The 14,094-nt window shown below is 36.4% G+C and carries 10 protein-coding genes; 3 read left to right on the plus strand and 7 right to left on the minus strand.

The genetic code is table 11. The annotated features are described in order from the left end of the window. Positions 1 to 3: 3 nt before the first annotated feature. A complete protein-coding gene (locus AC1M85_RS13960) occupies positions 4 to 366 on the minus strand; it encodes a hypothetical protein (protein ID WP_155756979.1) in 363 nt (120 codons plus the stop codon). Positions 367 to 519: 153 nt separating this feature from the next. Continuing rightward, on the minus strand, positions 520 to 1,140 hold the full coding sequence (locus AC1M85_RS13965; protein ID WP_035270804.1) for a LysE family transporter: 621 nt from the start codon (positions 1,138 to 1,140) through the stop codon (positions 520 to 522). 160 nt (positions 1,141 to 1,300) lie between these two features. Between AC1M85_RS13965 and AC1M85_RS13970 the strand changes: the two genes are divergently transcribed. Beyond that, positions 1,301 to 2,221, plus strand: a complete 921-nt coding sequence (locus AC1M85_RS13970) for a Dyp-type peroxidase (RefSeq protein WP_488213256.1) — start codon at positions 1,301 to 1,303, stop codon at positions 2,219 to 2,221. 111 nt (positions 2,222 to 2,332) lie between these two features. Here the strand turns inward: AC1M85_RS13970 and AC1M85_RS13975 are convergent, their stop codons facing one another. From AC1M85_RS13975 to AC1M85_RS13995, 5 genes are all read right to left on the minus strand, one after another. Further along, on the minus strand, positions 2,333 to 2,869 hold the full coding sequence (locus tag AC1M85_RS13975) for a hypothetical protein (RefSeq protein WP_481593728.1): 537 nt from the start codon (positions 2,867 to 2,869) through the stop codon (positions 2,333 to 2,335). Positions 2,870 to 2,872: 3 nt separating this feature from the next. Beyond that, a complete protein-coding gene (locus AC1M85_RS13980; RefSeq protein WP_488213257.1) occupies positions 2,873 to 5,290 on the minus strand; it encodes a hypothetical protein in 2,418 nt (805 codons plus the stop codon). Positions 5,291 to 5,295: 5 nt separating this feature from the next. After that, complete coding sequence (locus AC1M85_RS13985) at positions 5,296 to 5,808, minus strand: hypothetical protein (RefSeq protein WP_481593730.1); 513 nt, start codon at positions 5,806 to 5,808, stop codon at positions 5,296 to 5,298. A gap of 9 nt (positions 5,809 to 5,817) precedes the next feature. After that, positions 5,818 to 9,207 carry a type VI secretion system Vgr family protein gene (locus AC1M85_RS13990; protein ID WP_488213258.1) on the minus strand — a complete coding sequence of 1,130 codons (3,390 nt, stop codon included), beginning with the start codon at positions 9,205 to 9,207 and terminating at the stop codon, positions 5,818 to 5,820. A 155-nt stretch (positions 9,208 to 9,362) separates the two neighbouring features. After that, positions 9,363 to 11,063 (minus strand): NAD-dependent malic enzyme, encoded by a 1,701-nt coding sequence (locus tag AC1M85_RS13995; protein ID WP_035268988.1) that lies wholly within the window; start codon positions 11,061 to 11,063, stop codon positions 9,363 to 9,365. A 297-nt stretch (positions 11,064 to 11,360) separates the two neighbouring features. Between AC1M85_RS13995 and AC1M85_RS14000 the strand changes: the two genes are divergently transcribed. Both AC1M85_RS14000 and argS read left to right on the plus strand, forming a co-directional pair. Further along, positions 11,361 to 11,963, plus strand: coding sequence for a hypothetical protein (locus AC1M85_RS14000; protein ID WP_488213259.1), 603 nt, complete (start codon positions 11,361 to 11,363; stop codon positions 11,961 to 11,963). A gap of 269 nt (positions 11,964 to 12,232) precedes the next feature. Next, a complete protein-coding gene (gene argS, locus AC1M85_RS14005) occupies positions 12,233 to 14,023 on the plus strand; it encodes an arginine--tRNA ligase (protein ID WP_488213260.1) in 1,791 nt (596 codons plus the stop codon). Positions 14,024 to 14,094: the final 71 nt, after the last annotated feature.

Consider the following 14,094-nt stretch of genomic DNA (forward strand, 5'->3'; position numbering starts at 1 on the left):
TCATTAATCTTGCTTCTTTATAAAATATTTATGAAGACAGAGAAAGATATAACAAGAGAATAAAAAAACCACCATAACCAATACATTAATGAGGCCTTTTATCCATATCACATGCCAAAAGCCAAAAAAGGTCTCAGGCATAAACCAATATTCAACAATATAGAAAGGCAACCATTCGAATAGTAAACCGATTGCAGCCGTGATAAATAAGACCACATTAATCCACATCAAATAAACCATTTGTTTGAAAAACATCTTATATTGCGAAGTATCATCCACAATCATTTTTTTTATAAGGGTGGTGATCAAAGTTAAAATCACTGTAAGACCAAATGTGGCGCATATGCCAACACCCGCGCCCCACATCACAAACTTGATCCATTCCCACACACTTTCAGGCTGTAAATAAAAATACGCCCAGATATAGGGAGTTGAAATTAAGCCGAGCCCCAACAGAATAGTCAAAAATAATATTATAATTTTCAATAAAATAACCCTAACTCGTTATTTTATTGTGTCTTATTGATGAACTAAACTCAATAAAAAAGCCGCACCTGCAAATAAACCTGCAAAGGTACGATTCATCACTTTTTGCTGACGAGGTGATTTAAGTAAACGCAATACCTTCGCTGCAAGACCTGTATATCCAGCCATAACGATAAGATCGATAGCAATCATTGTACAAGCCATGATGAGATATTGTGGCCATTGAGGCTTTGAAAGATCCAGAAACTGTGGCAATACTGCCAATAAGAATACAATTGCTTTTGGATTACTCATATTGACAAAGAAACCGCTGATTACTAGCTTCATCGCTGACTTTTGCTTTAAATCAGTGTGAATTTCGATGGACTGCACTGGGGCTTTCCACTGTAAATATGCTAAATATAATAAATACCCAACCCCAAACCATTTGACGATCAAAAATGCCAAAGGAGTCGTAGCAAAAAGTACGCCTGCTCCCGCAGCGACAACTCCAATTTGAACCAAAAGTGCAAGCTGCAGACCAATTGCATTCCAATAACCTCGTTTGAATCCATAATTCAAACCACTAGACATTGATGCAATAGCACCTGCACCAGGCGAAATACTAATAACCCAACATGCAAGCATGTAGGCAAACCACATTTGATAAGACATAACGATTTGGGAGATTTATTTTGATGAGATTATATGACAATTCGACTTTTATAAGATTTAAAATTTGAATGTTTTTTTAAAAGTCTGTCTGTTCAGCACTATGATGATCAGGCACAATGTGATCAGCAAAATTAGGATATTATAATTTCAGGAGCCATGAATGACTTCCCAATCCGTAATCTTACCATTACCCTCAGATCATGCTCGCTTTATCACTTTGCGTTTAAAAGATTTATCAATAGATCAACTAAAAGAAAAACTTGAAGATCTCTTTACGACTCGTGATCGCTTAATTACTCAACATCCTCATGCTCAAATTAAAACTGCGGTGGCTTTTGGACCAGAACTTTGGTCACAACTTTACCCTCACCAACCAGAAGGTTTTAAACAGCTTGAACCAATTCAAGGCTCTTTCACCATGCCTGTGGTCCCTGCTGATGTTTTAATCCATATCGCAGCACAGCGTACTGATATTTGCTTTGCCTTAAGCCAAGCTTTTTTTGAAGGAATTCAGGATTTGGTTGAGGTTTTAGATGAGCGCGTGTGCTTCCGAAATTTTGATGGTCGAGATTTAACTGGTTTTATTGATGGCACCGAAAACCCTCAATTTCCAGATGATCGCGCTGAAACAGCTTTACTAGGTGACGATGCAGGAATTTTCACTGATGGCTCATTCGTTTTTGCTCAACGTTATCGTCATGATCTAGATAAATGGAAAAAACTTAAAGTTGATGCACAAGAGCAAGTGATTGGGCGCACCAAACTCGAAAGCATAGAGCTTGATGACGATGTTAAACCTGACAATGCACATGTGGCTCGCACCGTTGTTGAAGATGATGAAGGTGAGGAGCTTGAAATTCTTCGTCATTCTTTACCGTATGGCGATGGACGTGGTGATCAAGGTTTGTATTTTATCGCTTATACGAAAGATTTAACACGTATTGATCGCATGCTGACACGTATGTTTGGAACTAGTGGCGATGGTATTCATGATCGCTTATTGCACTTTGTTGCGCCTTTAGATGGAGCATACTACTTTGCTCCGAGTGAAGAATTGTTAGAAGAAATTTTAGAAGTTTAATCAATAAAGCCGACGAGAGTCGGCTTTATTAAGATTTAACTTTAAAAAAGTATTTCATTTTTAATTTCTAAAATTTAAAACTAGATTTGAAAATTTTGACTCAACTTCAAATCATTCCAAATTACAGGAAATGTGATCAAAGCTTTCAATTGAGATAGACTCAATTTTATTATTATTGATATTATATATAAAATATCCTTTACTTTCTTTCATAGGGATTTTATATAAAAATAGGTCTAGTGATTCATCCCCACTAAAAACTTTTTTTGGTTTGATATTATTATTTAATTTCGCAACATTAATTTCACCCTTACCAATACTTATATTATTAGCATCAACCGCTTTAACATCTCGAGTATGAATAGAGGTGACAATTTCATTATTATCAACATCAACACTAGTAAGAGTATTATTAACTAAAATATTTTTTCTGTTTTGACATTCTTTTAAGTCTGTAATATCACTATATTTTTGAATAATTATATCCCCCTTAAATCTACTCTTCAACGCGTCTAAATTATCTCCTATTTTAATACCGTTTAATTCATTTTCTTTACTCTTAATACTATGTAAGTCAGATGAATTACTTTGACTATTTGAACAACCACAACATAATAAAATAGAAAAAATATAATATAATTTTTTCATAAATTAAATATCCTCTAGATTTGGAGACAGCCCTTGTAAATGAAGGTGATTATTGTGCCTTGGTTTAGCTAAATGATTGCAATTTGGGAAAATATAATTACTTTTGACTCCGGCCTTAGAGTTTGTGAAATACTCACTTAGCATTTTTTTTGATTTACCCCAGCCAAATTTTATAAAGTTATTAATCAAATTTAAAGTTCTTTCATGGTCATAATTAGCATCTTGTAAAATAACCGATAAAGCCTTCTTATCAGTTCTTAAATATCTCAAATCTCCTGCTTCACCATTAATATGAGATTTACTTTCACCAGGATCACCATTGACTCTGCTAAAACCATTAAAGGAAATGTCATCATACCCAGATTTGCATAGTGCTCCTAAAAATGCTGCTAACTCTATACCACCTAAATAATATCGTTGCTGTCCAGAATTCATTAACATTTTATAACCGACTACACCTGAGCGATATTTCTGAAAATGTCTTACATCGATTAAATAAACATTCCCACTGCCTAAGACGCCCTTAGAAGACCATCTTTTTGCTACAACATATTTTGATTTACCTAAATTATGAGACTTACTTGTAGAATCATAATAAATATATTCTGCGAAACCTGTAGCTGATTTGTTCTCTCTTTTAATCTTCCCATCATGATAAATGTGATAACGCGTTGTATCACTTGTAGGTGGGGACTGATTACTAACTTTAGTTAAAGGCTTACCACCGTTTTCTGTATGCGTATTTTGTTGTATTGCTTTCGGTGTTTCCTGCTTTACTTCAGCTTGTTTAGTTTGAGTTGTTGTATTATTTGGTTGTGATCCTGAATTTGTTTGTTGATTATTCGGTTTAGTTTGAGTTGTAGTATTTTGTTTAGAAAGTTTTTCAAAACCTTCATTTATTCGAAATATTCGCGATGTATTACCATATATCGCCCTTACTTTAATAAAAGACTTACTACTAGTACCAAATCCATATACAAAGCCAACTAGCATTTTTACAGAAACTTCACCTAATGCATTAGTTTTTTTAGGAATCTCCCGCCCTCTATAAAATAATGTTATTGGCAAATTCGGCACCAATCTATTGTCTTTTTTTACAATTATTTTGAAAGCTTGAACTGGTAACTTAATTTTAACTGTCTGATTAGACAAAGTTTTTTCGACTTTAAAGTGATGTATTTTTTGATTTCCTACTTCACCTGAAACTGAAACTTCTATGTCTTGTCCAACTTCAGCAATAATACCTTGCTTAATACCTTGATCATTCGCTGTATGTTTTTTCTTATTTGCTTTATATGTAAGAAAAAAATTCATATTAGAGATTGGTTTCCCTGTATCACCCTCTACAATTTGAATATTGAAACTAATATCTTTGTTATTTTCAGCAGCTCCTTCTTGCTTGGCTTCAGATTGATTTTTCTCATTTCTTACTTGTTGAGGTGTTTTATTTGGTTGAGGTTTAGGCTGAGGAGTACTATTTTGCTCTAAGGTTGCTGGAAATTTTGAAACTTCGAAATCCTTTAAAATTGCACGTTGTTTTTGGTCAGCTTTCTGAACAATAGGATTTGACTCTTTGCCATCAGCCACAATTTTAATTTCAGTTGATGGATGCCTAACAATGACAGGAAGATATCCATTTTCATCGCTTTTTATTTTAACTTTGGTCTCACCAGAAAAACTTTTTCCAGAATATTTTGAGACAATTGTAACTTCCTTATCTGGTAATACATTATCATTTTTATCCTTCAAATTTATATATATTTTCCGATTACAGCACTGCTCCAGATCAAAGCCACCAAAGTCTTGAATATATTTCTTAATATGTGTTCCATTACCATCCGTTTGTTTTTCACCAGAAAATTTTGAAAACCCTAAAAAAGCACCCAAACCTCCTATACCTACCAAATGCATCCCAGCAATTGCTCCAGACTCATTGACTTCAACGCCTTGAATCGTTCTACCAAAATGCTCATTTAAATTATTATTTCTTATTTGTTTACATAAATAACCAATCCATTCTTTGATAACCTCATACTGAACCTTAGGATTATTTAAAAAATCAGATTTGGAATTTATATTTCTTTTACCTGACCACTTACCCGACCAATTATTAGAGTCAAATTGACTCTTCCAACTATTGTGTAAAGCAGATCCTCTTCTTGCATCTTTAATATCATCATAGGAAATTCCTTTATCCCCTAAATAATACCCCAGCTCATACAGAGCAGACTCTCCCCATTGAAATAGGCCCAAATAACCTGCCTCGTTTACTTTTCTTGCACACCTTATATTGACTGGATTGCTTAGTGGCAAAGACAAATCTGATGAAGATTCTTTAAAACTTACAGCTTGAATAAAACCCTCCAAATTTGTTTCAAACGTTCTAGTTGTCCCATCTTTAAAAGTTATTGTTTTTTTCATTCTTATTACTCTTTATACCAATCATTTGCTTTATATTTTTGCATACTTACAGATGTATTATTTTTTAAATAAGTATTGAGTATAAATTTCAAATTTGTGTCCGCCCCCTCTTGAGCACAACTCACCTCCACTGATTGATCTTTACTATTCACTTTTCTAAAATATGCAAAAGCATTTTTGTCATCGTAAATTAGCCAAATATTGTGCCCATATTCTTTGTACTCTGAATTGTAAATATTAAACTGTTTTTTATTGTATGATACTTTTTGACACTGCCCTGTTGACATCCATTGTGTATTAGTTGTTTTAAGATTTAAATTATTTACCACTTTGAAGCGATTCAAACTATTTTTACTTTTACCAAAATCCCAGATATGATCACATTCAACTTCTTCTAATACCGTGATCTTTTTTATTGGTTGATTCCAATAATTCATACACTCTTTCGAACTTTCAGCATATAGTGTTGGGCTACTTAAGCACACGAACATAGTCATTATTTTTTTTAGTTTTTTCATAAATCCACCTTAAAGTCCAAAACTGTTGAAATCAGCTTCTAAATCACTTTCAGCGTTAAATTCTTCATCATGATAGTCATGATCATCTTCATCATGCCCTCCACAACATGCTTCATCTGAACTATCACTTTTATCTTGAGTAAATTCTTCCTCGATTAGAAGCAACTTATCTGATTCATCCTCAGATTTACCCAATAGTACTATTTCAACATTATCAGGGTTCTCACTAAAGATTCTCTCTGTGCGAGCATTTTCATCAAGAAAACCTATATATTCTGTCTTTTTATCATGATTAACGACTTTATATTTATAGCCATTCTTTAAAAGTTCTTTTGAAATTAGTTCACTAAAATCAAATCTTCTACTAAATATCCCACTCTCAGGCATCTTAGGTAATTGCGCATTTACAGTTGCCCCACCCGTAAACAAATGTTGCCCTGCCTTACTCTCAAATTTTCCACCCGTCGTGCTAAATACTCCACTAGCATTAATCTTGAGTTGCGAGCCACCTGCGGTCAGTACAATTTCTTTAGGGCTGGTAATTTCAATTTTATCTTCGGTTGAAATAAGCTTAATCACCTTACGTGCAATTGCTTCAATCGCATCATCTTGCGCTTGTAATTCAACTTTACCCTTAGCTGCGAACGCTCGAAATCCTTTCTGTGCAGCAAACAAACTGATCTTGTCTTGAGCATGCCCCACAATGTTTTTTTGCGCACTTAAATTAATTGAACCCTGTGCACTCTCCGCAATATCTTGTGATGCTTGAAGAATAATGTCCTCAGGCGTTGTTAATGCAATCCCATTCGGTGAAGCCAAAAGCATGAGTGCCTGTCTAAATAAACGTCCTTGCTCTTGTTTTTTTTGATCAGAACTATTTTCTAATCCTTGAGTATATCCCTCCATAAAACCTGTCAGTGTGCTTAAGGCTTTTACTGGATTAATATCATCTTTTTTGTTTGCACCACCAAAACCAGTGCATAACACCAGTTGATCTTCCACATTCAAGTCAACGCTCGAAATTGCTTTACTCACATCTTGAAGTGCTTGAAATGGGTTATCTTTAATCCCATTTTTAATACTTTCAAATTTCCTCTTTATCGCCTCAGAACCATATTCTTGTACGTTATCAATAAATTCCTTGAGATTATCAAGCGCTTCTTGAGCATGCTCAAAGTAACTATTAAACTCATCTACAATACCAGCAGCATTACCACCTAAAGTACCAATATCCTTAATAAAGCCACCACAATCTTTCAATGCATTTACTGGATCCTTCGCTATTCCCTCTTTAAATAAACTCACTGTAGACTGCAAAGCTTGAGCACTACTTTTGATTTCTAATGATTGAATAAATTTAGGTAATCTACTAATTACATTTAATGCATCCGATTGTTGTTTTACTGCAATCTCACTGAGCATTTTCATACTCTGCTCACTCTGACTCAACAGAGATTGAGTCTGTGTAGCTTCAAGATGATCAGCAATTGCTTTTTCTTGTGCATAAGTCGTAATGAGCATTCCTTTCCCTGCACGAACAGCACCATAGGCATCAGTTCTCAGCTCAAATCCTTCTCCACGTCCATCACTTTTCTCCTTATCCTTAGGATGACTCAAATTACCCAGATTCAATTGAGTTGCCGCATGACTACTTTGCAACTGAGTACTAATTTGTCCTGTCGTATCATCAAATCGGAGTTGGTTAAATCCAGAGCCACCAACTTCTGCCGTGCGAATTCCGCTGAGTTTTTTTGTATCAGGTAACTGCCCCTTAACATCAAACTTAGTTTGATGACGTTCAGCCTCATGTAAACGCCCAACAACGAAAGGTCGATCGACATTTCCATCAAAGAAATCAATGACTACAATTTCACCTATACGTGGATGGAATCTTGATCCATAACCCTCCCCAGCCCAAGAAGTTAAAACATCAACCCATGCAGAGTCTGTATCATTATCATTCGACCCTGCACCACCATCATGTTGATGATCATCATTACGTGTAAATACGAAGCGAACCTTAATACGTCCCCATTGATCCACATAGATCGTTTCACCTTCAGGACCAACCACTTTTGCCCGTTGAGGATAAGCAACTGGACGATGTTTCAATGGATCATATTCTGGAACAATAGGTATAGCTCGGCGCACTAAACTCAGTTCTGTAGATAAACGCTCATCTGTTTTTGTCTTTTTCCAACGACTCAAATCAATTAATGTTTCAATTTGATTATTTAAATCTTTAGGTAAATTATTTTGATTAAAAAAATGTTTTCCTAAAATAATAAATTGGCGATCTACCCCTTGATGTTGATCTATTTCTGGATGCCCCATAAATTCAAACCAATACCCAACATTAGCATCTCGAACGCTACTCACCGCAGTAAAGTATTTAGCCTGCAAATCTTGGTATTGATTGAGTTGTGTATTCAGTTTTTGCAGTTGTGAATTGTTTGATAGAGTGGCTTGATCTTCACCTTTTAAATCAGCAATCCAAGCAGGACTCACAGTCCATGCTTGTTCTAGACTTAAGGTTTCATTATCCAACTGGTCACTATGTTGATGAGCACTGAGTTGATAATCATCTTGATCTTGCGCAAGTATATCGCCCTGCCAACGTTGTACCTGAATTGCTGTAGATTGTATTGAGCGTTGAGCAATAAAGCTGGTAATCGTATCAAAACGTTCTGTTGCATGACTGCGATGGAATCTGAGCGTGCGTCGATCTAAAGGCTCGTACTGACTATTTTCATCTATTAGCCTTAATTTTTGTGATTGAATTTCTTTCGCTGAGAATGGCACAGTTTGATCTGTCTCATCAATCAACCAATTAATGCCTTCACTCCGCCATAAGCGTGTTAGAAAATCATAGTCTGATTCGTTGGCTTGCATCACAAATGGACGTATATCATATGATGCTTTTAAACCCGCCGTTGACAGACTCAAAGCGGTACTAAATAACACGCTTTTCGTCTGCCACTCTTTAAAAATAATCTCAGTGATATCAACCACGGATTTGTTCATAAATACGCGACTGTTACGGCGTTTGTGCCAAAGTGAAGTTGCATCTTCAACAGTCAACTTATATAAGGTCAACGCTCCATCACTTTGACCTTGGCTCACCCCTGTCACAATCCCAGTAGTCCGAGCTAATTTTCCAAGATCCGTAACTTGATCGACAGCCACTAAACAACCAATGAATTGCTTAAGTTGTAAATGCGCATTCGTCGATAAGCATAATACTTCAGCTTTTAAGCCTTGATTAATAAAGTGTTGACCCTGAATTCGTTGAATGAAAACTTGGCTATCTAATATTGGATTAGAAAATTTAATATGTAAGGCGCGCTTTTGCGGGCTAAGACCCAAGCCTTCTATAATTGAATTGATATTATTGAGCATAGAATGATTAAAGCTATTATTATGATTTTTGAAAATTGTAGCGTATTCCGCTCAATCTTGCTTTTAAATATTGTAATTATTCTAAACAAAAAATAGGAACCAACGCATTGATTCCTATTTATTTCCAATGAATTTATATTGAAAATTCAAGTTTTTTAAAATGGAATTCGCTTATAACGGCGATATTCAGGCTTCCAGAAATTATCTTCAATACTTTTTTCGATCAGCTCATCACTCAATGGCAAAGCAACACCATCCTCAATTGCCGCTTTTGCAACCTTAAACGCGATGATTCGGGAGACTTTCTGCAAATCATTAAGATCAGGAAGTAAGTCGTCGTCAGGGTTTTGCAATTTTGGAGAGCAATCTGCTAACGCCATACTTGATGCCATCAGCATATTGTCTGTAACACGCGTTGCCTGCACAGCAATCACCCCTAAGCCAATCCCTGGGAAAATATAAGAGTTATTACACTGAGAAATATTGTGTAGCTTATCTTGATAATTAACTGGCATAAATGGACTACCAGTTGCAATCAAAGCGCGACCGTCCGTCCACTGAATAATATCTGCTGGTACGGCTTCTACACGCGACGTTGGATTCGACAATGGCAATACAATAGGATGCTCGCAATTGGATGCCATAGTTCGAATAATTTCTTCAGTGAACAGACCCGGTTGTCCAGAGACACCAATCAACACAGTCGGGTGTGCATTTTTTACAACATCTAGCAATGAAATGATGCCTTCCGCATCAGCCCACGCGGATACATTTTCTGAACTTTGAACCAGTTTACGCTGAAAATCTAAAAGGTTTGGTTGATTATCGGTCAATAATCCAAAACGATCGACCATATAAATTCGTGATCTTGCCTCAGCATCACTCAAACCTTCAGCCACCATTTGCGCAATGATTTGCTCAGCGATACCACAGCCCGCTGAACCAGCACCAAGGAATGCCACTTTCTGGTCACGTAATTGTTTTCCTGCAGCTCGACTTGCTGCGATTAAGCTACCGACTGCAACAGCAGCAGTGCCTTGAATATCATCATTAAAACAACAATATTGATTACGATATTTTTCCAGCAATGGCATTGCATTTTTTTGAGCAAAATCTTCAAATTGAATCAAAGCTTTTGGCCAACGGCGTTTAATCGCACGAAGTACGTCATCCACAAAGTCATAGTATTCATCGCCACTAATACGAGGCTGATTCCAACCTAAATAAATTGGATCATTTAGCAACTGTGCATTATTGGTTCCTACATCCAATGTAATGGGTAATGTATAAGCTGGGCTAATACCACCACATGCGGTATAGAGAGATAATTTTCCGATTGGAATTCCCATCCCACCAATCCCTTGGTCACCTAAACCAAGAATGCGTTCACCATCTGTGATTACAATGACTTTGACGTTGTTCTTATTCACATTTTGTAAAATATCGTCAATGTTGGCACGATCAGGATATGAAATAAATACACCACGATGACGGCGGTAAATATCAGAAAATCGTTGGCAAGCCTCACCTACCGTTGGGGTATAAATAATCGGCATCATTTCTGATAAATGATTTTCTATGAGGTGATAAAACAAAGTCTCATTGGTGTCTTGTATATTTCTCAGATAAATATGCTTATTAATGTCGTCATGAAATGACGTAAATTGTTGATATGAACGTTGGTGTTGCTCTTCAATCGTTTCAATCACATGAGGTAGTAAACCATTGAGATTAAAACTTGCTCGCTCCTCCTCAGTGAACGCAGAGCCTTTATTAAGGAGAGGTAGTTCAAGCAAAGTAAAGCCAGCATAAGGGGTATAAAGAGGGTGTTTCACTTCAGTGTGTTCAGTTGTCATCTCTAATCTCATGGATCAGGCCTAAATTCAGACCCTTTTCATTTCATTTTTACCATTTATTTAAGAAATAGCTTAAGCCGAAATGAAGACAAATGTATATTTATAAAATTGATAATAATATTGGCAGTATTTTTAAATTTTATAACTTCAATCCATCATTCTATTGATAGAGAAATAGATAAAACTATCACATTTCAAATGTATTATTCATGCTTATTAACTTTTTTTTGCAAACTAATCTGAACGATTCAGCTAATATCGGATTCAATCGTATTTTTACTTCATTATTAGATCCACATGAAAATTACAGCTAAAATTGCCATTTTGCCATTGACTATTATTTCATTGCTAAATGTGACGGGTTGTCAAACCATCACCGACACGACCTCAAAGGTCGGTGATAAAGCACTTTCAATGGTGGGCTTAGCCCGCGCTGATAAAACCCCTGAAATTGATAAAAAAGGCATTGTCGATATTAGTAAAACCACACTCGAGCAAATTGAGAAACTTAAACAAAATATGCCGATTGGTCAGTGGGTATATATCGAAAATGACCTTCAAGGAATTTATGACTTACAAAACAAAGCAGTTGATGGTCACATGCTGTTCCTGCGTTTAAATTGTAAGAATAGTGTCCAAAAACCAAGTCTCAGCATACAAAATGTGGAAGGTTCGGAAATTTTAAATAGTCTTCAGCCTGAAGTTGGAACGATCCAAGTACTACTCGACAATAAGAATTACGGAAATCCTTTTAGTTTGGCGAATCAAAAAAATTTAGCGACATTTCAAACTGCTGCTCAAAAGGCAAAAACCATTAAAATCTTCCATGCATCTAAGTTATACACTTTCCAAAATGGTAAAGCAGAATTACTGAATAAGCCTGTCACGTGTATGGCTTAATTTCGAATCATAAAATTGCCTGATTTCTATTTAAATTCACATTAAATGAGATAAAGACAATCAGGCTCAATTCAATCATCGATATGCATTAGATGTAAAAGATTAATTTCATCATCGTTAATTCTGCAAATAGCGCATAGTGATTAAAAAAACTGATTTTATTATTTTTTATGTCGGATAAGTTTTATTCAACGCAAATCTGCTTCGCTAATGAGCGCTAAATTTGCTATATTTGTCGTTTTTCTGCGACATTAATTTTTCGATAAATTATGAATACGGCAATACAAGCAGCTCTCGATCATGCAGTGCAATCTCTTCAAGCTGAAGGGGTCCTCCCATCTGACTTTAACAACAGCGGAAACTTAACGCGAACCAAAGACCGAAGCCATGGTGACTTCGCTTCGAATATCGCAATGATCGCGTCTAAAGCTGCAGGTATGAAGCCTCGTGATTTAGCAGAAAAAATTCTTGCTGCACTGCCAGAAGTTGCGGATATCAGTAAAGCGGAAATCGCTGGTCCTGGTTTTATCAACTTTTTCTTGAATGCAGACCAACGTTTTGCTGTTCTTGATGCTATTCAGGCACAAGCTAATGATTTTGGTCGTACACAAGTAAATGCTACGAAAAAAATCCAAGTTGAGTTTGTCTCTGCGAACCCGACATCAAGCTTACATGTGGGTCACGGTCGTGGCGCAGCATATGGCATGACGGTTGCGAATTTACTTGAAGCAACTGGTGCTACAGTCGATCGTGAATACTATGTGAATGACGCTGGTCGTCAAATGGACATTTTAGCGACGTCTACTTATCTACGTTACCTTGAGTTAACTGGTCAAACATTAGTATTCCCTAAAAATGCTTACCAAGGCGATTACGTTAAAGAAATTGCACAAAGTATTATTGATCAAGACGGCGATGCATATGTTCGCCCTGTAGCTGATGTTTATAAAGATGTGCCAGAAGATGTGCAGTATGCTGAAGAACTTGATGCCGAAGGTAACAAGGTTGTAATTTCTGGCGATAAAGAAAAACACATTGATGGTCTAATTTTTAACTCGCAGACGTTAATAGGTGAAGGTTATCGCGTTTTTCATCAAGCTGCGTTAAAAGCAATTCTTGATGATATCAAAGATGATCTTGGTGAATTTGGTGTGACTTTCAACCAATGGTTCAGTGAAGCATCATTGACTGAAAAAATTGAAGAAGCATTACAAACACTTGATCAACGCGGCTTCCTCTATGAGAAAGATGGCAACATTTGGTTCAAATCAACAGAATTTGGTGATGAAAAAGACCGTGTTGTAAAACGTCGTAATGGTCAAACCACTTACTTCGCTTCTGACATTGCTTACCATCTGAATAAACTTCAACGTGGTTATACTGACATTATTGATATTTGGGGTTCAGACCACCACGGTTATATCGCACGCGTAAAAGCAGCGATTGATGCGATGGGATATGACTCAAAAAAACTGACTGTGTTATTAGTACAATTCGTCAGCCTATGGCGCGGTGGTGAGATGGTTCAAATGTCATCTCGTTCAGGTCAATTTGTCACATTGCGTGATCTACGTAAAGAAGTCGGCAACGACGCTGCTCGCTTCTACTATGTCATGCGTAAGTCTGAACAGCACATCGACTTTGATCTGGATCTCGCGGTTTCTCAAAGTAAAGACAATGCGGTGTATTACATTCAATATGCTCATGCACGTATTTGTCGTATGCTAGAAAAAGCAAGCAGCTTGAACATCAACTTCGATGCGACCACTGCGCGTGGTTTTGCCGCAAAGCTTGAATTAGAAGCTGAAACTGAAATCTTAGCAAAACTTGCAGCCTACCCTGAAATTATTGCACGTGCTGCAAACAGCCATGAACCGCATCAAGTAGGTAACTACTTAAAAGAACTTGCAGCATTGTTCCATGGTTGGTACAACGAAAATAAAGTACTCGGTGATGATGCTGATCTAACCCAAGCACGTTTGTTGTTATCGGTAAATGTTCGTCAAGTCTTGAAAAATGGTTTAGAGCTTTTAGGCGTTTCTGCACCTGAAAGTATGTAAGTCATCGAAGGTGAATCTTTTTAAAAGATTCACCTCTTTAGACTTTTATTATTGAAAAAAATGAGATAAAA

The sequence above is a fragment of the Acinetobacter sp. 24-47-64 genome (assembly GCF_057737055.1).

Coding starts and splice junctions, on each gene's coding strand:
- AC1M85_RS13960 (WP_155756979.1), bottom strand. CDS start 366: ATGTGGGGCGCGGGTGTTGGCATATGCGCCACATTTGGTCTTACAGTG.
- AC1M85_RS13965 (WP_035270804.1), bottom strand. CDS start 1,140: ATGTCTTATCAAATGTGGTTTGCCTACATGCTTGCATGTTGGGTTATT.
- AC1M85_RS13970 (WP_488213256.1), top strand. CDS start 1,301: ATGACTTCCCAATCCGTAATCTTACCATTACCCTCAGATCATGCTCGC.
- AC1M85_RS13975 (WP_481593728.1), bottom strand. CDS start 2,869: ATGAAAAAATTATATTATATTTTTTCTATTTTATTATGTTGTGGTTGT.
- AC1M85_RS13980 (WP_488213257.1), bottom strand. CDS start 5,290: ATGAAAAAAACAATAACTTTTAAAGATGGGACAACTAGAACGTTTGAA.
- AC1M85_RS13985 (WP_481593730.1), bottom strand. CDS start 5,808: ATGAAAAAACTAAAAAAAATAATGACTATGTTCGTGTGCTTAAGTAGC.
- AC1M85_RS13990 (WP_488213258.1), bottom strand. CDS start 9,207: ATGCTCAATAATATCAATTCAATTATAGAAGGCTTGGGTCTTAGCCCG.
- AC1M85_RS13995 (WP_035268988.1), bottom strand. CDS start 11,063: ATGACAACTGAACACACTGAAGTGAAACACCCTCTTTATACCCCTTAT.
- AC1M85_RS14000 (WP_488213259.1), top strand. CDS start 11,361: ATGAAAATTACAGCTAAAATTGCCATTTTGCCATTGACTATTATTTCA.
- argS (WP_488213260.1), top strand. CDS start 12,233: ATGAATACGGCAATACAAGCAGCTCTCGATCATGCAGTGCAATCTCTT.